Raw genomic sequence first — 21,504 nt, 5'->3', positions numbered from 1 at the left:
AGAATTGCAGACCACCATACCCTCCCAAAACACCACTGTAAGGGGCTCGGTCTGAATAAGCATAGTCCCAACCAGATGCCACGCCCCCTTTCACGCCAATGAACGGCCGAGCTAAATCTGACGGGGGAGAGGTTGCCAACACCGTGGAGCTAAACCAACCAAGTGCCAACATAAAAACACTGCATTTTTTAATCAACATGACAAATTACTACTTATTTTTTAGTTAATGTGAGTTTGGCGAGAGGCTGCATTATTGATGAGCGTCCACCCGCATGGGAGGAGGAGCGGGGGGGGAATAGATAGCCACCCTCTAATGAGGGTACAAAAAGAAAAGATCACAATGTAATTAAGAAATATAACCAAAAATTAAACGATAGAGGCACGAGCCTTCACTAACCGCAAGCAAAGTCCGCCAAATAAAAATAAGTAAAAAATTCTCATTGCTGTGTACGCAGGGGAATCGATCACCACGCGATACTCGAATAAACTTCCCTCTGCCGACGCTAGAAATACCAATGGCTGATAAGGTAACCTTGAACTCGAGTGTTCAATATCTCATGCCAATTTCAGACAAAGCTCCCCTCTCAGGTGTGAATATCGATATAAATTGGCCATGCGAACCACGGTTTACTGGCAAAAAAGAAAGGCAGACTTGTCGGCTCAACGGTCACCGTAATACTGTATATTCCCCTCCCAAAAATCACACCAACTGGTCAAATCGTTCGATTCGTTTATAATGAACGAAAAGGAGAAAATCATGCAATCACTTACTGCGAATACAGCTAAAACTAAATTTGGGGACTTACTGATGAAGGTTCAACGTGAACCAGTGCAAATCAATAAGAACGGTTCACCCGTTGCGGTGATGATGTCTTGTGAAGAGTATGAACAACTTGAAGCACTCAAATTGATGCTGGTGAAATCACGCTTCGAACAAGCAGAGGCCGATGTTCTATCAGATAACCTAGTCGACGGTGACGATTTCATGAATGCACTTGACCAAGGTAAGTTTGATTAATGACACACTATAAGCTTTCTTCTGCAGCGCAATCTGATCTCATTGAGATTCGTCGCTATACATTAGAGCGATGGGGGCAAACACAATGGACGAGTTACTTTTCAGAGCTCAAGCAATCCATGGCATTACTGGCGAACAACCAGCTGCTTGGCATAGAAGTTTCTGAGCTGGGACAAAACTACTTCCGGTTTCCTTTAAAGCACCATGTGATTTATTACATCCAAAAGCAAAATCACATTGTGATTGCTGCCGTTCTTGGTAAGCACATGTCGCCTGCCAAGCACTTTTCACAACTCTCTTAACCCTTAAGCTAATTTAAGGGTTAACCCGCGTCGCTTCATGTAGTCGCGCAGCGTACTCGGTGCTTCATCGATCAATTTTGCTGTGGGACGAATCCCCAAGCCCATCTTTAAATACTTCTCTATTTGTTCACGTTTAACATCGAGCTTCAGCTTCTCAGCGTGGCCCTTTGGTCTTCCGAGAATCATGCCGTTTTCTTTCTAGCGGCAAGCGCTTCCTTCGTTCTCATCGAGATAAACTCACGCTCTATTTCTGCAGCCAGTCCAAGCACCGTAGCGGTTATGCGAGATTGCATTGAACCATCCAGCTGCAAGTTCTGTTTGGCGATATAGACATTGATCTTCTTTTCCATGCACACTTCGAGTACCTCAAGCACTTGTAATGTCGAACGCGCAATTCGACTGACTTCGGCAAACACGATGCAATCTCCGCTCGTCATGCCCTCCACTAACGCACCGAGTTTACGTTGCCGCCATTTCTTCTTGCCTGTCACCACATCTTCAACAAACACCAAATTACCTATCCCTACTTTGTTGGTGTAGTCATAGATCCCGTGCTTTTGGTTAGCCACATCTTGGCTGTCTGATGAGACTCTTAAATACGCGTAGTTCGCCATGCTTCCTCCTTAAGTAAAGGCGATCTAAACTGGACAAGCTGAGCGAAAAAATATGAACGGATAACAAAGAGTGCGAACTGTGTCAGATAAAAAAACAGCACCGAATGTCGGTGCTGTATGAAAGTGTGAGAGGTCGCTTACAAAACGTCCCTGAGGTTTTTACGCTCTTCAATTTCTTCTTGTTCTGGAATCGTCCCGGGCAGCGTGATTTTTTTAGGGCTCTGCTTAATGCTTTGCGCTGAACGAGCAGGCTTAGACGCCTTGGATTTCAAACTGAAGACCTGTGGATTAATAGTGAGGTCTTGTCTCACTTCAACCGCGAACTCTTGATTTTCATTTTCAGGTAAGTAATTGCTCTTAAGGTATTTAATCGACAACGATTCTTTGTTTCTCTTTAACGTAAACAAGCACTTTGTTAGTCGCATTATCGATGTTAAACCGGCACCTGAGGCCATGGTAATTTCTTGGTTACCGCGGATCTCATCTTTATTCACATGGTGAACAAGCAACAAACTGGCACCAGATTCACTGGCAAGACTCTGAAACACATTTTTGATTAAGCGATCGTGTTTGACTTCCTCACAACGGCCTATTGATTCCGTTACCGTGTCGACGATCACTAAGTCGAATTCAGAGAAGGTTTGCTTGAGTTGTTCTAAGTACTGCTTATGTTCTGCCTGTTCTTGGACCGAGCTATCGGGTGGAATCACTATCGGCTCAAGATCAGTAACAAAGTGGAGATTGTTTTTTAGCTCTGACTTTATCGTGGCAGTGCAATTAGCCAACTTTTCTTTCATGCGAGATTGAATCACGCCGGCTCCGTCTTCTGAACTCAATACCAAGGTTTTTGCGGGTTTGTCGGCTGCGCTCATCCCGAGTAAAGACATTGAAGAAGCGTGTTCCATTGCTATGCAAAGAGCCAAGTGAGATTTACCCACGTTAGGCGCGGCAATCAGCATGCCTACATGTCCTTTAAGTAAACCTTTCAAACTGAAGCTTAGGTTCTGACTTTCAGGTGAAGACATCAAGCTATCAAGAGATTGAGTGATCATGATTCACCCTCCCCTATATAAAATATTTGTATGCCATTACCGACGTCGCGAAATTGAAGACGAAAGTCTTTTTCAATTTGTACGGCATTGGCCAACAAATCTTTTCTGAGATCACTACGGAAGCTATGACTGACTTTAGAAGCAATGGATTGAATGTAGCTATCAAGTGCCCACTCAAACTTCTTGTTGTGTAAGAATTCAGCCTTATGCGTAGTGATGTATTTTAAAAATGAACGAACCGACGGTTTACTGTAGTTGGTCATTTTGTGTTGTTCTAATCGATAGTAGTAACCATGGTCGCGTATTGCTTGCAGTAAACGCATATCTGGCACTAAGAACACATGATTAGTGAGGTTCTTACTGTTTTTACGACCTGTTTTGAATTTACTTCGATCACAATAAAATCGGTAATCTTGAACAAACTCTAATGGCTTTTTGCCTACTACATTCTGCTCTTCATCAAGTTCATTGATCACCAAGTGAGCCGTTGCTAATTGAGTAATACGACGCTCTATTTGATCGTAGTTCGCGCGAGTGGTCGCCATACCCATTCGGGTTGCTAATTCATACATGCTCATTGATAGAACGGTCGCGTCACGATCGATAAATGAATCAAAACCATCTTGTTGGGTATCTGAGATATCGCCATCTGTAATGGTTTGGTATACCTGTGACCAGGTTAAACGTGCGCCGGCATCATAGGAAGTATCGTCTAGTTGAATCGTTTGAGCATAGGCCAACATGGTTTCTAAAATATCGCGATGGGGTTGCAGTAAATAATCAACATGCAGGTCAACTCTAAAGTTTTTTCCATAGCTATTGATGTTCACGCTTTCTAACGGATAGTTAGGATCGGTACCCCCGCTTTGTGCAATCGCAATGAGTTTGGATTGCATTGTGGATGTTAAGCGTGAAGCTGGATGAAAGATGGTAGCTCTTGAAAATAGAATGGATGAGATGAACCGGTTCTTGCGGTCCTCTTCATTGATAACCGTTAAACTAGAGCTAGATGTTGAAGCCATGATCATTACCTAATAATGCGATAGTATTATTTTAACAGATAGTTGACATTAACTCACTCTGTTCGGTAGATATTTATACCAATTCGGTAAATATCTATACTTGGTCACATGAAATAACGATAAACTTCGGTAAATAATGACTTCCTTCGGTAAATGTTTAGTTATGTGATAAAGATCTTCCATGAAGCTCAGGAAACCAATTAACACTATTTGAGGTTATATAATTGGTTTTTATTTATCGTTGATCCACGAACTAAACCAATCATGATCATTCTATCTTTAAGATCGGTAAATGTTCATATGTTATTTGTTCAGATCGGTAAATGTTTACTTCAATGATCGTTAAATGTTGGTAATCAATCGGTAGATATTCATATTAAATCGGTAACTATTTATATAATTTCGGTTGATGTTAATATTTTAACGCCTATCTAAGAAACTAGAACCTTAAGGATCTAGTTTTAAATAATACCAACTTCACTGAGGTTCGGTCGGTGACTTAACAGGTACCCCCAAAGCTCTAGAGAGCTTTGATGTTACCCGTTAAGTAGGTGTTAATGCTCTAACCCTATTATCTTCAAATTCGTTGATATTCCTCACTATTCTTATGCAATTGATATGTTTAATTTTATTAATCTATAGACTTTTGATCGCTTGATTTTTCATCTGTTGCTTATTTGATCGTATAAATTCTTATTGTGTACCTGCATTTTAGGGTCTTACTGCCCTGATCGTTGCGGGTGTTCGCCAGCGATATAAAATAAGTGGGTGGAACTAAGTTCTAAGACTTGGTAAAAGAAATAGTAAGTGACAGTGTCATGGTGTCTAGACGGGGACCCGCTAAATCTAGGTGTATGGATTTAGATACAAACAAGCTCTCAGTGATGAATTCGCTAGATAAGAAGATTGATAAAGTGGTACACAAACTTATCTAGAAAGGGGAAAGAGTGACGTCTTGACCTGCAATGGTGTGGCGAGCCAAGCGACTATGCCCAGCCCTAATTAATCTGTCGTATAAATACGCGCTTGATGAAGTATGAGACTGAAAAGCCAACAATAAAATGAAAGATGGTCTTTGGTTGATGTTAACGTTTTTATGTTGCATCACCCAGCCCGTCATAAGAATTCTATTGCCTGTCATAAATGTGAACGAATTAAATGACCGTATTATTCGTGCATCTGGGGGTTGGGTTGTTGTTGTCTCTCTTGTCTTTGTTGTTTACCCCTATGTTTCACATAAAAATTTTTTTCGGTGCGCGGTTTTTACAGCAGTTCTTCGTTCGCTACTTTACTTCTAATTTGCTTATAAACATGTCAATTACATGGCGTTTTGAACAAGCTCGAAACGAGCTAATTGTTTTTTTCAGTTTCTAATACGGTGACTTATTCTGGGTAAGTAAGGACGGAATAGAATGCGATTTTTGAAACTCAGAACCGATCATAAACGAGTGCGAAGAGATGGAACACGTTATGTGACACCATTGATTGTTGATGCACCAAGACGCTTTGCGCCAAGTCGCGATCGTAAAGAAACCAGCTTGCGCCGGAAGGAGTGCCAGTTAATTACGGGTGCGCATGATTCAGGAAAAAGCCGCTGGCTTATGCGCCTAAAGGATTGCCGACACGAAATCTGGGGGAAAAAGCCGCAACCTATTTTACTTGAGGGGCTGATGCCTTTATCAAGTTGGGTGGAGGTGAAAGGCATTGCAAAATGGCACCAAGACAAAGAAGTACAATCAGAAGATTATACGCCCTGGGGGAAGCTCAACTTGCAGCTTAAGGCGGACCTCTTGGCTGATTACCTTCTTGACACCCAAGCCTTACTTTTTATTGATGATGCGCATAAGCTGACGGGCCGGAAAGCACAAATAGCACGTAAATGTTTACTGTCTTCCAAAGTTTGGTTAATGGCATCAAGCGAGGAAGGACGGCTTCCTCCTTCTTTTCGGCCTATCGTAGAGCGCCGTTCTCCACAACGAATTAACTTAGAGAGTGATGTCAGTTACGACACGACCAAAGCCTTGATTTGGTTCATGGTGGCGATGTGTGTGGTGGCCGGTGCATGGGAAGCCGGCGCTGTAATCGGTGGTCTGCAGATGTTAGGCTCTGGAAGAAGGTCGACGCGTGCTGATTAATGTTTTCCTTATATGGATGAGTTTATGCGCGTTCAGTGCCGCCTACGCCAATGACTGGGGGATTAGTGTGCCTTGGGAAGAATCTGAGGTGCAGCCCCCAGAGATTAAGCCCTACGAGCTCCCTACTTTAAAAGGCCAAGCTCCCCACTACAATGTCCCAAGCCCTGCCCTTACGCCGGCACCAAAAGTGGATCCGGATGCGATTTTTAACACGGTACTTAAGTGCTACCCAGAAAAGAGCAAGTTCAAACTCGATCTAAACCTAGTTGCGGGCATGAAATCCAACATTGATGAATATGACTCAGAAGGTTGGCCTGAGATCACAGAGCATTACATCGGGATTGTTGGCAAGATGCCGCTTTACTCAACGACGGAACAATCTCGGGAACGCCAATGGGAATATCAACGCCGTACCGCCACTGCTACCTCTGTAGCAAGCTTTACTCAATCCTTAGCTGATAGAAATTATGCTTACCGCTTAATGGGGCTTTATCTCTCGTTGGAGGCCAGAGCGCAACTGAGAGTGAAAAAAGGGGTAGCGAACGTATCAGAGCAAATCGCTTTGCTTGAAAAGGTGGCTTCTTCTCATCGAGATGTTTTGGCGCATGAAGCCAAAATTGTTGAGCACCGTTTAGCTTTGGTCGCGATGTGTGAAGCCACGTATACCGATCAGATGAACCGTTACCTTCAAAAACTCGCTTTCCTTCCACGCCCTACTTCCGATATCAAATCACAATGAAATGGCTCAATCATACCTTAATTGCTGGCGCGATTTGCGCTGTGGTGTCACCCCCTCATGTTGCTGTGTGTGTCGCCGGTGCAACGGCCCCTGATTGGTTTGAATACGTACTTAAGTTTGGTCATCGACATATCAAACATCGAGGCCCCACACATGTTTTTACGCATTGGTTACTGGCTGCCCTCGCCTTTACTTTGGTTTGGGATTACCACGGGATTGGGATGGCATTTGCTTGGGGCGGTGTTAGCCATATATTGACTGATGCGATGACTGTCTCTGGTGTGCCTTTTTCGCCCTACAGTGACAGGCGTTTCCATCTCTTTGGAGGCCGATTTCGAACCGGCGACCCTATCGAATATGCGATTTCGGCCGGGGTTGTGGTGGTGTGTATTGCCCTATCCCACCTAACCGGTGGTCATGGCTTTGCGCCGTTCTTTTTTGATTGGGGCGGCATGTATCAAGACGGTGTGATTGATGCGCTTGAGTGGAAAACTAATCGTTTTAGGCTGATTTAACGGTGGGATAAAGTTGTCAATGCTCAGCCTGAGCATTGACAGTATTATAATTATCAATAGTAACAGCAATACTGATCGCGCTTTACCTTTCTTAATGAAACTTAACCTGAAGCCCATTATTTTTTAACGTTATTATCGTTACGTAGAGAGACGCTAACGACGTGCGTTAGCGTCCCGTTTTTTGTATGGAGGGTATTTGGGTGGATAGAGGCATTGCAGGGAGAGTCATTCTTATTAAACATTTAAAACTGCTAGGAGGGATTTTATTGATCGACCTCTTAGTTCTAGGGGCATTTACGATAAACCTATTCCTTTATTCATTGTGATGAGTGTTCGTACTTTTGGGTAAATAAGTCTGGTTTATGTACGACTGATCTGACATTCAGTTGCCGCGAAATTGTAGATTACGCCAGCACGACTTCGTCTTAACAAATACTTGGATAGTTCATGATAAATAAATTAAAGAAAATATCGCGCAATAGAAGCCTGATAGCATGTGAAAGTATCTCATGTCCGGCGGCAAATTTTCCCGACTTCCCCCAAAACCTTGATGATAAGAACGTCCTGTGCTTTTGTGAAAATTGCTATAGGTGGGCGACGGTTGATAAATACAAAAAATCAGCCTCTAAGTTATGGCTTTGCGCTGAGTGTTATTTCGCCTTTAATGAAGTAAGGGTCACTCGGGCTTATCAAGTGGGCCTCGCGATCGTCTTGATGACCTTATGCTTGGCTATTTCTACCATTTTGTATAGTAAGTATTGATGAATGTGTGGATTCTTTGTCTTTATCCCGGGTGTTTTATTTTAAATGGGGCGCTGTGCGGTGGGTTTTACCGCTAATGTAGAAAGCTCTGCGAGTAAAGTAACGTATGTGTAGGAAATAAAAATAAACCATGACAAAAAAGATGGATGTGAAAAAGATTCATAGTTTTAAAAGTAAAGTTCCGACGACAGAACAAGCTCTGAAAAGAGAGGTTCGAAAGCGTATTGAAGTATACCATGAGAATAAGATGCTGCTTGAATTGAATTGATAATGAACTTCTAAGCCTATGAACGCCATTAAACCAACCTTACTCGATGAGGCTCCCCCTGAAGTTAAAATGCCAATTGAGTATTAAAAAATATCTATTGAGCGGTTGGGCATAGTCTGTTTCGAAGGGGGAAGTACTGGCTACCTCTTCCCACGTATTCCGTAGTCCGGTTATATCGAGTCATATTATTGTAAAAGTTGTCAATGCTCAGCCTGAGCGTTGACAACTTTCTCATGTAATGAAAGGCCATTTTTTAACTAAGATTCTAAGCCTGATTTAGTGGAATGATGACGATTAATTGTTGACCTGTGGTCGCTTATTTATCAACGATTGAAAGCCCGCCCTAATCACAGTCCCCACCATTTTATACCTATTGTTCTTTTGAACTGTGCGTATTCATTGATGATATTCGCGCTTGGCCTCGCTGTATTTTCCGATACTCAAAACCTTTGACGTGGCTTGATCGTACATTCATTACCGATGCGATTTATCTAATGGGGTCACAGATATATCGTGGTTTGGAGTCGCACTTAAATTGGTCGATGATACTTTAAACGTTGAGGTTTAACGCAGTACTTGCCCATTGGTATGCACCGTTTTCACTTTACTGAGGCTGGCATTTCTATTGGTTTGTTTAGTTAATTTAACATAACTTAATGGCTTGTAGCCTGCTTTCGTTGCTACCGTCTCAGCTCAGTTTTAATAAATATGAAACTGAGCGCAATGCAATTGGTTTTTTCTCAATTGTCTCTGGATAACATTGGGCTCTTCTATTGGAGGGGGCACAAAGTCACTCACCTTAGAAGGTGCACTAAGTAATAAAGGCGTAGTAAAAATGAAACAAGTAACTCTTCAAGGCAATCCTATGAATGTTGTAGATACGACTCCAGTCGTGGGGCATATAGCACCTGACTTTTGTCTTACTTCATCTGACTTTTTGGATATTTCACTTTCTAATTTTTTTGGAAAATATCTGATTCTTAACATTTTTCCAAGTATCGACACGCCAGTTTGCGCTGCTAGTGTTAAGCGTTTTAATGAAGAAGTATCTAAGCTGGACGATACACAGGTGCTCTGTGTATCTGCCGATCTCCCTTTTGCTTCCGAACGGTTCTGTGAGGTAGAGGGGATTGAGGATGTTCAACATGCTTCCACTTTTCGTAGTGCAGGCTTTGCTGAGGCATATGGCGTTGCTATTTCAGAGGGCGCTTTAAAGGGGTTAACGGCGCGTGCTGTTGTGTGTATGAACAAAGAAGGGATCGTGACACATTGTGAATTGGTTGAAGAAATTACGGAAGAACCCAATTATGACGCGGCAATTTATTCTATAGGTCATTAGCTCATAAACCAAAGCTTAGCTTAGTCGGTAAGTAAGGTGGCGAAAATAGACCTATAATTTATGGTGAAAGCCTATTATTGAGGGGCTTTCATGAATGAAAACATCGACGTGTTGCGTCGATGTTTTTTATTGTAGATTTCCGTTGGTAGAGGATATGTCGCTAGGGACTGGTTGTGTCGATATTTTTACTTTAAGCCGCCCTCACTTGAATGCTCAGGTTGGGCATTGACAACTTTTTTGACTACACTCATCCAAGACAGCCTTCGGGAACTTGTCAATCTAAATTGATTCTAAAAGAGAAATAGCGACTACTTTTTGATACTTAAAAGATTATCTAGCTCAAATGTCGCGAGCCCTTTCGATGCGCTCCAAAAATTACGACTTTCAACATTGCCGTACTTTTTATGCATGCCATCAGTGCGTGTAAAATTCGTGATATTGGCACTTAAAGCATTTTGATATTTGATGTCTATAGGGACTCCTTCCTCGGTCAATAGAACCACTAAGCCGCGGAAGTTCTTTTGGGAAGATAATGGGGTTGGCATTCTATCTTCAAATTTTGAATCGCGTGTCCAAGTGTTAAAAACCGTTTCACTTTCCAGATCCCAATGTTGGGTGTTGGTCGCAGACGGTTTATCGATTAAGCCCATCAGATACAATTCGATACCCGCAAATTGACTTTCGTTCGTGAGAGCCCCTTTCACATCATCCCAGTGAGAATAATACCCCTGGGTAACAATCCAGTTTCCCCATCGATGGAAAAGTTCATGTAACGAGGCATCCAAGTGCATGGCTTTTAGAACTCCCGTTTTATTCATTGATCCGTATAACGCATATAGCCCTTGCAGCTTAGCCGCTGAGGAGTACTCATTTGTGTTATCGAAATTAGAAAGCCCCACGCCTTTAATATCATTCTGTACAAAAGCAAACTCGCCAAAAGGCATCCCTTGAGGGGGCCTTTCGTTATTCACAATAAAAATAATAAAGTCAAAGCTATCATTGAAGTCGTTGTATATTTCCTTGGTGATTGCTTCCACATGGCCTGACTTTGGGTCATTAACACTCACTGAATTCCACTGGTTAAACTCTGTTGTGCTTAATTCAATATTGATGTAATCATTATTGTTGCTCACTTTTATTCTCGATGCAGGGGGCGTGACTACGGGGGGGAGCACCTCTGCCTCATCAGAGCCCTTGATTTGGTCATCACCTTTGATTTGGTCATCACCTTTCGGTGGGCTCGATGGTATTTTATCCGATGGCTTTACTCCTGAGGTGGGGGGAGTTTTAGGTGGAATCACCTCTACCTCATCAGAGCCCTTGATTTGGTCATCACCTTTGATTTGGTCATCACCTTTCGGCGGGTTCGACGGTATTTTATCCGATGGTGTGGTTTCTATTTTGGGAGGGAGAGGTGGCGAGATATTGTCAGTATCAAAGTGACAACCGTTCAACACGAGCATTACGAGCATTAATGATGTATTAAAAAATTTCATACAGTAAACCATAAGTTAAAAAGTAGTGTTTATACAAAGGCATTAACCTTGGATGATAAAAACAAGCGATAACGTGAATTTTCATAGTAGGTACACCGAATGTGACTTATGAATGTTGAGAGTAATAAGAGTGTACGTCGCCATGTGTTATTTAGAGGGTTAAATCGCTATGAATTTCTTCTATTTGGATGCCCCAATGTAAAGGCTAATTAGCGAGTTTGTAACGGAGTTTGGTCAATATTCATAAAACCAGAGGAGGCTAGCACAGCAGCCCCGAGACCAGAAGGATATTGATAGGTTCTAACGGCAAACCCAACAAGCCAGCGTTGTATTTATTTTATTTTATTTGATTTAACAAGACTTCACTTCATGTTGTGGCTTTAATGAGTGTTTATTTATTAAGCGCCATACTGGTGGGGTTGAAGCTAAAGATGAATGGTAATTTGACACTCTATCCCGTAGAGAAAAAACAGACGACAAGAAAAAAAGAGTTCGATGATTCGGCAAAGACCTCTGACCAAAACAACGCATTTAATCAAGGCGTTACTTCAAATCATAAAGTCGATAAGTTGCGCTTCTGTGAACATTGCCACGCATGGACGGTGAATCGAAAGTTTGGTCGAGTTTATACGTATGAACCTCTTTGTTCTGTCTGTGGGGCTGATTTTAAAACTCATTTTAAAAAATGGCGGTTATCTAATGTGCTGAAGAACGTTGTTAAACTGACGTGGATAACAAGACCGCTCATAGCCGCTATTTTTGTCGTTTTTGTCGTATTTGTACAGTGGGTACAAAAAGGGGCGTAAATAGAGATAATGGTTATTTATGAGTCAAGGAACAAAGAAAGAAAAAAGCCTACCAGTGATACATTGTCACGAGTGTCTTAAAACTGCGACTCCGAAGGTGACGTTCTTGAATGGGGGGCCCCACGCCAGTTATTGCCAACATTGTCATGCACTTCTCCAGTGTTTTGATTTGGCGTGTGTATCTAATGTAAGTTTCAAAAAAAAAGGCATAAAAGCCGCCACGTTTTTGGTTGGGATTATTCTATATAACTATTTAATGCTGAACCTATTATTTATTGTGGTTAACTGGGTCGATTGGGGAAACATAGTCAAATGGTTCGAATAACCAAAAAACAAAAGTTAGCAAACGACAAAAAATACAAACACGTCGTATTAAAGTTATTTTTAACTGAAGGGCATGAGGCGCTCACCCATGCCAGAGTTGCTCAAGAATTAAGTATAAGTATATCAACGTTACAAGGATATTTCCCTACAGTCGATGTGATGAAAAGGGTTGTGCATGAGCATATTATACCCCTTATGATAGAGTCATTGGATTTCTCTTATCCCTCCACCTTTCATGACTCTTGGGAGAAAGCGCTGACTGAAAAACCATTTCGACACTCGATTGAGTTGATGTTTTTCCATGCATCTCAACAGAGTACTGTTAGAGATATTAACCTGCAGATCAAAGAAGAGTTTCAAAAGGTTATAGGGGCGAACTTTTGTAGCGATATTCAGCAAGCCATTGACTTGGCGGTTGGACGCTCGTTGTTCACGTTACTCTATTGTGTCGATTCCTCTACGGATAAATTGTGATTTACTCAGTGAATGAAAGGCTTAAGATGTTTATGTGTAACCACGAATCTCGAATCAAAAAAGCCAGCTGTCTTGAGGACCTCGTCGGTGAAGCTAGCTTTGGCATTCCTCACCGTATTGGGCATCTTTCATTAAAAGTTGAAGACGGGTTTTTAGTGGAAAGGCGTTATACATTAAGCGTAGACAAGAAGAAAAAGTGAACGTTGTTCGTCGACCTCAGCCCGAGGGTTTTTTGCATATTTTGACTAAAAACGTAAAGCTTCAATCATGATTAAGCGAGGCGCTTAGTATACGGCAAGCACGAACACCAACGGCCTTCGTTGGTGTTGTAAGCGGAGGTTTTGTTCATCAACCTTTGGCGTTTTCATGTAATATTTTTTGAATGGCACAATCCAACTCGGTTTGAATTTCTTTCGACAAGCGCCCAAATTCATACGAGAAATTCCGTCCTTTTATTTTCTTACGCGCAAACATACCTTTGCTGTTGAACTGGGCGAGGGGAGTGACCTCAAATTTGTCTGATTCTTGTTTGGTTTTAACTATCTTTAACTCAGTTTTGATGCACGTAATCAGCGCGTCTTTTCTCTCTTCTTGGCTCTGCTCAGCCTGAGCATTGACAAGGTTACTGGCTATTTTCTTTATGAAACTGTTCAAAGCTTTCTTATCATCGGCGAACGCTTTCATCACCTTAGCCAATAGTGAGTAATCCGTATGCGATAACGCATTTACGACAGGGAAAAGGGCGATCAGCTTACTATCAATACCGGCAGCTTTCAGCGCTCGGCCCACCGCTTGACGGCTAATGTTCAATATTTTTGCCACCTCTTCTTGAGTTCGCTCACCGCTCTTCATCAGAGTTTGACACTGTAAGCCAATTTCACGCTGGTTGTGCTCTTTGGCGGTTTGCAACTGCTTGGCCAGCGCTTTGGCATCTTCGGTAGAAAGTTCATCTTGGGTGACGAGGATTCGGAATGTTTTGACGCGGCCTTCTTGAAGTAAGAACCAAGCGCGGCGGCGAGAGCCATCAAGTACATCAATGCAGCCATCTACTTCGCGGCCAACGGCAGGGTAGAACTGTTGAAATTCTAACGAGTTTAAATCTTCCAGGGACTCTTGGGTTAACAAAGACTGGTCGCGCCCGTTTACATCGAAAGTCACCACTGTGTCTTGTTTGACCTGTTCGTATGACAAGGTCACTTCGTTAAAGGTCGCAGTTGCTCCTGATGCCAGCCGCCACCCCATCTTTTGACCGACCGATTCTAGGCCGAATTTTTGCTGTAGATACTCGGCGGCATTCTGGCCACTTTTCTCTAATTCAGTGTTGAGTTGTACTGTGAGAGTCTCTAAGTTTGCTTTGGCCGCTGATTGCTGCGCTTGCGCTGAACCAGGTGCATTACCTAGAGGGCTACCGCCACGTTTCTTCGCCATTACTTGTTCTCCTGTTCACGCCAAACATTCAGAATATCGCGCAAGATCTGGCTGGTCACTTCATAGCTGTTTTGTTGCGCGCTTTGGAAGGTTGCTTTGCTTTTCGGGTATTCACTTTTCGACATGTCAAACACCGTCGAGAGTAGGGAAGATGATTGACGAATGGCTTCGCTGTGCTTGAACTCTTTTGAATACAGGTAAGGGGCGAAGTGATCGTACAGGTTGTTCATTAATTCGGTCGTGGTGGAGCTATCACGATGGTTAGTCAGTAATATCTTCATGAAGTCATAGCCTTCATGGCTAGCATTTTCTAATAACGCCCACACTTGTGGTATATAGCTGAAGTAAGAACAGGTCGCATCAATGTCGTTTTCGGTAATCGACAACGGGAACACCACATTCGTTGCTGCAAAGTACGCGTTAAAGGTCGCATACCCCAGAGAGGGTGGGGTGTCGATAATGATGATATCGAACTCATCTCTAACGCTATCGATGATGTCTTTAAGCAAAGAGTATGGCGACGCTAAAGTTTGACTGAACACTTGCTCATGAAACCAACCTTCCATCGCCCGGTCACTCTGTGCTGCCGGTAAAATACGTAGGTTAGGAATGGTCGTTTCAAGAAAGGCTTCAGAGATGACTTGCTCAACCGTTTCGCCTTCATCAAGGTCGAAGGTTTGCATCATCAGATCACCTACAGACAGGCTACCTTCTTGATCCGCTTCGGGTGCATAGTACATCGACAACGTGGCTTGGCCATCCATGTCAATTAAGCCAACGCGATACTCTTGATGGAACTCGGTTGCTAAACCTGAAGCGATGGTCGCGGCAGAAACGGTTTTCCCCACTCCACCTTTTTGGTTCTGGATCACCATCACTTGCGTCTTTTGCTGCTCACTGCGCAAGAACTTAGCGTCTTTACGTAGATTCTCTGGCAGTAAGTTACGCACTTGGTACATTTCTGCAATATCGATTGACCACTGTGAGTCTTCGTGGCGACGTGGGTCGATCTCGGCAGCAGCAACGTAACGGTCAAGCGTTTTAGCATCAATACCAAGGTAGGCAGATGCTTCAGCTCGGGTAAAGTTACGAAGTTCTTTGCGGTGATGGGCTAATAAACGTTGGTTACGACGTTGAATGTAAGCATCGGCACCCGTTTTAAGCGCTTGAAATGTCGTGGTCGTGTGTGGGTTATCCATTTCTGCCTCCGTATGGGAATTAGAAACAGTATATACCTCAATTTTTGATGCTGGTAGTGAAAATTGAGGTGGTTATGGGGTCGTGTTGAAAGCTGGCAATGAGCGTTGCCCCTTGCCATTAAACCTCACCAGTATAGATTATTTGGATACCCAGCTTCGTATATTGAAAACGTAAGTTAAAATGTTGTTCTATTTGTGTCGCATTTTCTAGCAAGTCCTTTTTTAAACTATTGCGGAAACTATGGCCAACCTTTGATGCTATCGAGTGGAGGTAGCTATCAAGTGCCCATTCAAGCGTTTTCTCGTTTAAAAGCTCGGTTTGATAACTGGTGATATACTTTAAGAACGAGCGCACTGACGCTTTGGTATAATGGATAATTTTGTGCTGATCGAGTCGATAACAGTACCCATGATCACGTATCGTTTGTAGCAATCGTTTATCAGGGATCAGGAATACATGGTTGGTTCCGTGGTTTTCGTTATCACGGCCACTTTTAAGGTGGCTGCTGTTGTAATAAAAACGGTAATCTTGCACGAATGCTAACGGTCGCTTACTGACACTTTGTTGCTCATGAGAGAGTTCGTGGATGATCAAGTGCGTGGTGGCTAATTGAGTAATACGCCGTTGGATTTGGCCATAGTTTTTTTGTGTTGGCGACACCCCTATTCTTGTGGCCAGCTCACTCAGGCTCATCGAAAGTACCGTGGCATCGCTACTTATATATGAATCAAAGTGATCGTGTTGGCTCTCCGAGCCCTTTTTATTGTCGATGGCTTGATAAACCTGTGCCCAAGTCAAGCGGCCTCCCTTTGAATAAGCGGCGTCATTCAATTGAATCGTGTCAGCATAAGCCAGCATCGCTTCTAAAATATCGCGATGAGGTTGAAGTAGGTAGTCGACATGTAGGTCAACACGGTAATGTTTGTCTTCGCAATGAATATGAACACTTTCAAGAGGGGAGTTTGGGGCCGTACCCCCGCCTTTGGCCATTTCTATCAGCTTGGACTGCATTGTTGGCGTTAAACGTGACGCTGGATGAAAGATGGTGGCTTGAGATATAAAGCGAGATGAGATGAACCGGTTTTTACGTTGTCTTTCGCTTGTGACAATCAAATTAGTATTGAATGAGGACATAGTCGTTGGTCCTTGTTTTTTATCGTTTTATTCGCAGTGAGGGGCGCACCTTTCAAAAGACGGCCCTTTACTTTACTGATTTAATCCCACAAAGAGCTGAAAGTTAACCTATCGCCCCCTTTCTCTTCCAAATAGTGACGCATCCATGGCCAATCTTTATTTTTGTCCGCTTTGAAAGTGCAGTGTACGTTTTTATTCTTCACCATATCGTTATCGCAGAAATCCATAAAAGACTGAAAAGATCGACAGATCAACGTCTCCATAACTTACGTCCTATTGCTATTGCTATTGCTTGGTTAATATTCTACCCATAGCTGTAGGGGGCTGTAGCATTAATAAATATCATCTATCCATCATATTATTGGTTAGTTGCGTTAGATAGTTCATTTTATTGTTAATAAATATTAAGTTTTATTTGTAGATGGCGGGATCAGGCGGGCGGCGACTTAATTCTCTGTTATAAATCACGTTAAGCTAGGGGCATGTGGTGTTAAACGCGCATGGTTGGTGATAGGATTGTCATCAGTAGTGTGGTGAAAAATAACTTGATATCACCACCGCTAAGCAAAAAGATAAATCGTCAAAATATTAGATAGAGCGAAAATCCTTAATGAGTTTAATCTACATAATTAAAACAAACACTGAACATTTTTACTTTCATTATGTGAGTAAACTTTTAAAAGGTAATGACAACGAAATTAGCCTTACTACAACAGAGTCCAAGTTCTTACTTAAACTATGCGAAAGTCAAATGCAGGGGGTTGTCATTACGGCGCGTGCTGAAATGGAAGGTCACATTTGGGGGGATGAAACGGCTGGTATTGACAGAAAAGCCAATTTAAACCAACTGATTTGTACCCTTAGAAAAAAGCTCGTCAAAGTCACGACTCACACGGTGATCATCACGCAACCAAAGAAAGGTTATTCGCTTGACGATTGTGTACATGTTGAGCTGTTACCTTTACCGGAAACGTCTCAACCTGCAGCGGATATTTCTTTAACAAATAAGATACCAGCGCATACCTTAGTCTGGCTACGCCAGTATACTCTCCCAGTTGTGAGCGTGTTTTTAATGGTCATCAATGTTTACCTTTGCTCTATTTACCCTGAGGTACATCCCCCTATCAAAAACACAGATTTGAATCAAGTTGAAGCAAACCGTGGGGTGTTAACAAGTGCCATAAAAGGAGCGGTGACGATCAGTTGCATTGAGAAAATGGTGAACAGAACAGTGTTTACTAATTATTTTATTTTGGGCCTTAAAAAGAGTGAAGTGAATAATCAATGGGAAAGAAAAGTATGCGATCTTATATGATTATTTTAGCATTGATCGTGTTGACGTCTATTCATGGGTTCTATGTCGCGGAACGTCGTTCTTTAGTCGACAGTGCTCACCATGCTTTAGTTGATGGCAGTTATACATCAACGCTCCATATAATGTCCGATGATGAGGAATATATTGGTGAAGAAAACATTATGTTATCCGTTAACCGGGGAGGCTTTTCATTGCACCTTCAACGAGTTTATAACCAGTGTGTTCATTCAAACCTATACGCGACAGGCACTGTTCATAGGCACGAAAAAGGAATTCTTATGGAGTTCACTAAAGTGTTGAATGAAAGACTCGATGTGAGTTGTGCTCCTGGATCCACCGTCACAATGCCGACGGTTTATGGTAAAGATCCACAGTTAAATATACAAACGTTATATCGATTAACTTACCAAAATGAGCGAGTCTATTGTTTTGAGTCTGATAGCTTTGGCAGCATTTGTTTGAATAAAGAATAAACGCCCCCTTTTATTGGAACGGTTAGCCTGACTTTATTTATCCTAACGGTTCCATTGGCTGCCGGGGGCTATACGATGGTAGCCCCCGGCAGCAAACCTGATATCGATGCTAAGCCGTGAGATCACGGGTCTTTAAATTTTTTCCTTTGACTTTTTCGGTTTCCCAGCCGTGCTTGGCTCGGCGTATTCCTATCAAATGTAACTCGCCTCATTCACCAAGCTTAAGCCAGCCACTTGTTTTAAGCTTGTGTACCGTCCTAAATATGATTGACACATTTCCAACGTGAAATTGGAGAGTGTCATGAAAGCAACACGTAAGCGAACTTAACGAAACTATTATTTAGCTTTAAAATTAGCGGCCGTAGGCCAAGTTGAAAAAGGCGAGATGATTTAGATGAAACAAAGAAAATGGTTGCTGAATCAGTCAAAATCTATAATGAACATAGGCCTCACACCGTTCTAAAATACAAAACGCCCGATGAAGTACATCGAGCGTTTTAGTCAATCATGTGTCAACCCATACTAGGACGGGTTGACACTTGATTACCCGGTTAATCGTAACGGCCGGAGCCGCTTACGTTTGCCGTACCCTTACGGCAATTAGTGATCTTTGGCACACACTAAACCATAATTGCCATCACCGAAGGTTAAGTCCGTTGTCACATTTATCTCACTTTTCACGAACGTATCCCCGAGCTCTGCGGTATAAGCTTTCCAAGCTTGAGGTTCCGTCGTCGACAGATAAGATAACTTGAGCTGACTGCCATCAAAGGGATCTTTGACGTTGTTAATATGACCAAATACTCGATGTAACTCTTCCAACTGCTCTATGGATGCAAGAGAGTAGCCTTTGAAGTGTTCTTTACAATATCGGCGAGCCTCCCAAAAGGTCAACTTGCTATAATCGCTTTGCCTAAATTCTGGTTCAAATTCAGGAAATACATAATTCACCTTACTTGTTGTGATGGGCTCAAACATATCATCGAAAGAAATAACCGCAGAGGCTAAATTACGGTCAACACTGGAGCGAAGGTGCAATTGAATATCGGACATTGGCTGTTTAACTTCTAAGCGGTAGTGGCCTTCGTCCATTTGTAATAACGATATGCCTGAGTTTTCGCTGACCGCGAAAAGCTCGAGTTCACCGGATTCGAGTTCTTGACTGTGTAAATAGACATTCCAACGAGCACTGTTGCCTTGCCAATCAAAGTCACGGTCAAACGTGATGATGTTTTTCGGTACTTGCCCAGGTGCCGGTGTCATAAACGTATTGGTACTGTTTACGATCTCATTTTCGACATAGTCCCCAAGGACATTGGCGTAACCGTAGGTCATCCCATGAGCGTGAGCGGAAAAACCCAAACCATGCATCAGTTCGTGAAATCCAATATTAATATGGCTTGCTCGCAAAAAGGCAGCATCATTGACTAATTGTGGAAAAATGTCCGTTTTTAATGATAAATGCCCCCAACCTCCGCGCACCGCCCAATCCTCTCCTCCGCCAACACCCTCTGCGTTAATGTTACGCATATAATGTTCTGTTTTTACCCTTCGGTCTTGTGACCGGGTCATATGTAACCAGCGCTGAGTTACGTATTCATCGACCTCATCGGGATCATTGATATCAAGAGCACAGAGGAGCTTAGGGTGACGTTTCCCAGGGATTGTACAATCAGCATGCAGAACAATGAAACTGTTATAAAAAACCTGATAACTATCAGTTTTATTTAATGCCGATTTGTAATACTGAAAAAGCCGATCAAAAACCAGAGACTGTGTCTTATCTGGCTTTTCAAAACAGCGTTCATCGTCGCCTTTACTGGCACAGTTGTTGAACCCTGCTTGAAATAAAATCGGTGAAAATAAAGGGCTGACTTCTAACCAATCAATATCCTTGATATCGTTAATTGAAAGCTCTATTTCATTTTTTGAAAAAGGCGTTATTGGTGCTCCATTATCCAAATCGACATATTTAACCTTCCCATCCACCATCAGATAAAAGTCATCAAGCGTACGCGGTGTATTGTTAGTGAGAACCGCGGTATCACTGGATGCCAAATGTATTTGAATATCATTCATATGATATTGATTTTCATCTTCCAAAAATTTCCCAAAATAATGAATATCAGTAGAGGATGATAATTTTCCATTAATATGTTTAATGTCTTTATTTTCAACCGCCAATGTATATAACGCGGTATTTTTAGTCACGGTATCCGGCTGAATGAGTGTGCCGTTATCGCCGCCGTCAGGTTTATCGCCGCCGTCAGGTTTATCGCCGCCGTCAGGTTTATCGCCGCCGTCAGGTTTATAGTCGTGAACACAACTGACGTAAATTGGGTAGAGGGTGTCGAGGTAGCTACCGACGTAGCCGTTGTTCAAGCTGACATGGTTGTGTATACCCGAACTAGGCACCGAACTAGACAAGGTCGACGACCAAAAAGAATTCACCGTCGCCCAATCGTGCTTACTCCACATTCCCTTAGCTTCCCTTGGGTACTGTTGTATAACGTCACTAACTCATCTTTAGTCGGTAATCGCCAATCTTGTTTACCGTCATAGTCGAGCTGATTACAATACTGATTAGCGGGTCCCCACTTGTACTTAGCTACAGCCATGCCAGCGGGTCCATAAGAGCCATCCTCTTCATATTCGCCATCTGCATCGGGTGTGACACACCGGAAGCCTTTTTAGACAACGGTTACGTTAAGCGCAGGGCTGAAGATTAGGTTACCGACAGGGACCGGATCCGCTTGCTCGGTAATGCAACTGACGTAATTGCCATCGGTGTCTTCGGTGTTGCTGCTGTAGCCCTTGTTTAAATAGAAATGGGTATGCCGAGTCGGACTATTCTTCCGAGTTACCCAAAAAGGACGCTTGGTCGCCCAATCATTCCTATCCCACATGCCGTTAGCTGCTCCTTGGGCAGTATTGTATACAGCAATTAGTTCATTTAGAGTCGGTAATCGCCAATCTTGTTTACCCTGATAATCGAGCTGCTGACAATACTGAACGGCTTGGAACCAATTGTACCTCGCCACCTCCATCCCTCTTGGCCCAGTCACTCCCAATTCGACATACGTATCGT

At 42.7% G+C, this 21,504-nt stretch carries 19 protein-coding genes and 3 pseudogenes; 11 read left to right on the top strand and 11 right to left on the bottom strand.

The window, feature by feature from the left end; all coding sequences use genetic code 11:
- Positions 1–199 (bottom strand): annotated as a pseudogene (locus AACU28_RS08515) (hypothetical protein); the annotation flags it as partial.
- A 558-nt stretch (positions 200–757) separates the two neighbouring features.
- On the opposite strand from AACU28_RS08515, the gene AACU28_RS08510 reads away from it, so the two are divergent.
- Together AACU28_RS08510 and AACU28_RS08505 are read left to right on the top strand one after the other, a co-directional pair.
- The gene (locus tag AACU28_RS08510; protein ID WP_050620965.1) at positions 758–1,018 is read left to right on the top strand and encodes a type II toxin-antitoxin system Phd/YefM family antitoxin; all 261 of its coding nucleotides are present in this window, start codon (positions 758–760) and stop codon (positions 1,016–1,018) included.
- Positions 1,018–1,320, top strand: coding sequence for a type II toxin-antitoxin system RelE/ParE family toxin (locus AACU28_RS08505; RefSeq protein WP_050620966.1), 303 nt, complete (start codon positions 1,018–1,020; stop codon positions 1,318–1,320). The genes AACU28_RS08510 and AACU28_RS08505 overlap by 1 nt, the downstream gene beginning before the upstream one ends.
- Before the next feature lie 3 nt (positions 1,321–1,323).
- On the opposite strand, the pseudogene AACU28_RS08500 reads toward AACU28_RS08505, so the two are convergent.
- From AACU28_RS08500 to AACU28_RS08490, 3 genes and pseudogenes are all read right to left on the bottom strand, one after another.
- Positions 1,324–1,934 (bottom strand): annotated as a pseudogene (locus tag AACU28_RS08500) (recombinase family protein).
- A gap of 137 nt (positions 1,935–2,071) precedes the next feature.
- Positions 2,072–2,986: an AAA family ATPase gene (locus AACU28_RS08495; RefSeq protein ID WP_121602807.1), complete on the bottom strand. Its 915-nt coding sequence runs from the start codon at positions 2,984–2,986 to the stop codon at positions 2,072–2,074.
- A complete protein-coding gene (locus tag AACU28_RS08490) occupies positions 2,983–4,008 on the bottom strand; it encodes a DNA mismatch repair protein (protein WP_121602806.1) in 1,026 nt (341 codons plus the stop codon). The genes AACU28_RS08495 and AACU28_RS08490 overlap by 4 nt, the downstream gene beginning before the upstream one ends.
- A gap of 1,412 nt (positions 4,009–5,420) precedes the next feature.
- Between AACU28_RS08490 and AACU28_RS08485 the strand changes: the two genes are divergently transcribed.
- The 4 genes from AACU28_RS08485 (at position 5,421) to tpx (ending at position 9,766) form a co-directional block, all read left to right on the top strand.
- Positions 5,421–6,143 (top strand): hypothetical protein, encoded by a 723-nt coding sequence (locus AACU28_RS08485; RefSeq protein ID WP_121602805.1) that lies wholly within the window; start codon positions 5,421–5,423, stop codon positions 6,141–6,143.
- A gap of 16 nt (positions 6,144–6,159) precedes the next feature.
- Positions 6,160–6,882 carry a hypothetical protein gene (locus tag AACU28_RS08480; RefSeq protein ID WP_121602804.1) on the top strand — a complete coding sequence of 241 codons (723 nt, stop codon included), beginning with the start codon at positions 6,160–6,162 and terminating at the stop codon, positions 6,880–6,882.
- Positions 6,879–7,397, top strand: coding sequence for a metal-dependent hydrolase (locus AACU28_RS08475; protein ID WP_121602803.1), 519 nt, complete (start codon positions 6,879–6,881; stop codon positions 7,395–7,397). The genes AACU28_RS08480 and AACU28_RS08475 overlap by 4 nt, the downstream gene beginning before the upstream one ends.
- A 1,865-nt stretch (positions 7,398–9,262) precedes the next feature.
- A complete protein-coding gene (gene tpx / locus AACU28_RS08470; protein ID WP_050620974.1) occupies positions 9,263–9,766 on the top strand; it encodes a thiol peroxidase in 504 nt (167 codons plus the stop codon).
- Between the two features lie 308 nt (positions 9,767–10,074).
- On the opposite strand, the gene AACU28_RS08465 is transcribed toward tpx, so the two are convergent.
- Positions 10,075–11,262 (bottom strand): hypothetical protein, encoded by a 1,188-nt coding sequence (locus AACU28_RS08465; protein WP_121602802.1) that lies wholly within the window; start codon positions 11,260–11,262, stop codon positions 10,075–10,077.
- Between the two features lie 383 nt (positions 11,263–11,645).
- On the opposite strand from AACU28_RS08465, the gene AACU28_RS08460 reads away from it, so the two are divergent.
- Together AACU28_RS08460 and AACU28_RS08455 are read left to right on the top strand one after the other, a co-directional pair.
- The gene (locus AACU28_RS08460) at positions 11,646–12,068 is read left to right on the top strand and encodes a hypothetical protein (protein WP_121602801.1); all 423 of its coding nucleotides are present in this window, start codon (positions 11,646–11,648) and stop codon (positions 12,066–12,068) included.
- 312 nt (positions 12,069–12,380) lie between these two features.
- Positions 12,381–12,866: a TetR/AcrR family transcriptional regulator gene (locus AACU28_RS08455; RefSeq protein WP_121602800.1), complete on the top strand. Its 486-nt coding sequence runs from the start codon at positions 12,381–12,383 to the stop codon at positions 12,864–12,866.
- Positions 12,867–13,214: 348 nt separating this feature from the next.
- Here AACU28_RS08455 and AACU28_RS08450 read toward each other — a convergent pair whose 3' ends face one another.
- The 3 genes from AACU28_RS08450 to AACU28_RS08440 all read right to left on the bottom strand — a co-directional run bounded on the left by AACU28_RS08450 (position 13,215) and on the right by AACU28_RS08440 (position 16,628).
- A complete protein-coding gene (locus AACU28_RS08450; protein WP_121602799.1) occupies positions 13,215–14,294 on the bottom strand; it encodes a ParB family protein in 1,080 nt (359 codons plus the stop codon).
- Positions 14,294–15,493 (bottom strand): ParA family protein, encoded by a 1,200-nt coding sequence (locus tag AACU28_RS08445; RefSeq protein ID WP_121602798.1) that lies wholly within the window; start codon positions 15,491–15,493, stop codon positions 14,294–14,296. Before AACU28_RS08445 ends, AACU28_RS08450 begins: the two co-directional genes overlap by 1 nt.
- 118 nt (positions 15,494–15,611) lie before the next feature.
- Complete coding sequence (locus AACU28_RS08440; RefSeq protein WP_121602797.1) at positions 15,612–16,628, bottom strand: DNA mismatch repair protein; 1,017 nt, start codon at positions 16,626–16,628, stop codon at positions 15,612–15,614.
- A gap of 610 nt (positions 16,629–17,238) precedes the next feature.
- Here AACU28_RS08440 and AACU28_RS08435 point away from each other — a divergent pair.
- From AACU28_RS08435 to AACU28_RS08425, 3 genes and pseudogenes are all read left to right on the top strand, one after another.
- Positions 17,239–17,943 carry a helix-turn-helix domain-containing protein gene (locus AACU28_RS08435; RefSeq protein ID WP_121602796.1) on the top strand — a complete coding sequence of 235 codons (705 nt, stop codon included), beginning with the start codon at positions 17,239–17,241 and terminating at the stop codon, positions 17,941–17,943.
- A complete protein-coding gene (locus AACU28_RS08430; RefSeq protein WP_121602795.1) occupies positions 17,928–18,416 on the top strand; it encodes a hypothetical protein in 489 nt (162 codons plus the stop codon). The genes AACU28_RS08435 and AACU28_RS08430 overlap by 16 nt, the downstream gene beginning before the upstream one ends.
- 384 nt (positions 18,417–18,800) lie before the next feature.
- Positions 18,801–18,917: pseudogene (locus tag AACU28_RS08425) on the top strand (integrase core domain-containing protein); the annotation flags it as partial.
- Between the two features lie 99 nt (positions 18,918–19,016).
- On the opposite strand, the gene AACU28_RS08420 reads toward AACU28_RS08425, so the two are convergent.
- From AACU28_RS08420 to AACU28_RS08415, 3 genes are all read right to left on the bottom strand, one after another.
- Complete coding sequence (locus tag AACU28_RS08420) at positions 19,017–20,894, bottom strand: hypothetical protein (RefSeq protein WP_183091185.1); 1,878 nt, start codon at positions 20,892–20,894, stop codon at positions 19,017–19,019.
- The gene (locus AACU28_RS24565) at positions 20,864–21,034 is read right to left on the bottom strand and encodes an Lcl domain-containing protein (protein WP_121602793.1); all 171 of its coding nucleotides are present in this window, start codon (positions 21,032–21,034) and stop codon (positions 20,864–20,866) included. Before AACU28_RS24565 ends, AACU28_RS08420 begins: the two co-directional genes overlap by 31 nt.
- Before the next feature lie 72 nt (positions 21,035–21,106).
- On the bottom strand, positions 21,107–21,504 hold a 398-nt coding region (locus AACU28_RS08415), incomplete at its 5' end, for an Lcl domain-containing protein (RefSeq protein ID WP_147434303.1).

It is taken from the genome of Vibrio sp. SBT000027 (genome assembly GCF_963894355.1).
Lineage (GTDB): Bacteria > Pseudomonadota > Gammaproteobacteria > Enterobacterales > Vibrionaceae > Vibrio > Vibrio splendidus.
Note: the sequence above shows the minus strand (reverse complement) of the source record. Positions and strands in the feature narration are given on the sequence as shown.

Bases quoted from the DNA above. Each gene is read 5' to 3' on its own strand.
- AACU28_RS08420 (WP_183091185.1), bottom strand. From the start codon at position 20,894: ATGTGGAGTAAGCACGATTGGGCGACGGTGAATTCTTTTTGGTCGTCG.
- AACU28_RS08475 (WP_121602803.1), top strand. From the start codon at position 6,879: ATGAAATGGCTCAATCATACCTTAATTGCTGGCGCGATTTGCGCTGTG.
- AACU28_RS08465 (WP_121602802.1), bottom strand. From the start codon at position 11,262: ATGAAATTTTTTAATACATCATTAATGCTCGTAATGCTCGTGTTGAAC.
- AACU28_RS08460 (WP_121602801.1), top strand. From the start codon at position 11,646: ATGAGTGTTTATTTATTAAGCGCCATACTGGTGGGGTTGAAGCTAAAG.
- AACU28_RS08490 (WP_121602806.1), bottom strand. From the start codon at position 4,008: ATGGCTTCAACATCTAGCTCTAGTTTAACGGTTATCAATGAAGAGGAC.
- AACU28_RS08440 (WP_121602797.1), bottom strand. From the start codon at position 16,628: ATGTCCTCATTCAATACTAATTTGATTGTCACAAGCGAAAGACAACGT.
- AACU28_RS08480 (WP_121602804.1), top strand. From the start codon at position 6,160: ATGAGTTTATGCGCGTTCAGTGCCGCCTACGCCAATGACTGGGGGATT.
- AACU28_RS08485 (WP_121602805.1), top strand. From the start codon at position 5,421: ATGCGATTTTTGAAACTCAGAACCGATCATAAACGAGTGCGAAGAGAT.
- AACU28_RS08445 (WP_121602798.1), bottom strand. From the start codon at position 15,493: ATGGATAACCCACACACGACCACGACATTTCAAGCGCTTAAAACGGGT.
- AACU28_RS08430 (WP_121602795.1), top strand. From the start codon at position 17,928: ATGCGATCTTATATGATTATTTTAGCATTGATCGTGTTGACGTCTATT.
- AACU28_RS24565 (WP_121602793.1), bottom strand. From the start codon at position 21,034: ATGGCTGTAGCTAAGTACAAGTGGGGACCCGCTAATCAGTATTGTAAT.
- AACU28_RS08495 (WP_121602807.1), bottom strand. From the start codon at position 2,986: ATGATCACTCAATCTCTTGATAGCTTGATGTCTTCACCTGAAAGTCAG.
- AACU28_RS08510 (WP_050620965.1), top strand. From the start codon at position 758: ATGCAATCACTTACTGCGAATACAGCTAAAACTAAATTTGGGGACTTA.
- AACU28_RS08450 (WP_121602799.1), bottom strand. From the start codon at position 14,294: ATGGCGAAGAAACGTGGCGGTAGCCCTCTAGGTAATGCACCTGGTTCA.
- AACU28_RS08435 (WP_121602796.1), top strand. From the start codon at position 17,239: ATGAGTTTAATCTACATAATTAAAACAAACACTGAACATTTTTACTTT.
- AACU28_RS08505 (WP_050620966.1), top strand. From the start codon at position 1,018: ATGACACACTATAAGCTTTCTTCTGCAGCGCAATCTGATCTCATTGAG.
- tpx (WP_050620974.1), top strand. From the start codon at position 9,263: ATGAAACAAGTAACTCTTCAAGGCAATCCTATGAATGTTGTAGATACG.
- AACU28_RS08455 (WP_121602800.1), top strand. From the start codon at position 12,381: ATGGTTCGAATAACCAAAAAACAAAAGTTAGCAAACGACAAAAAATAC.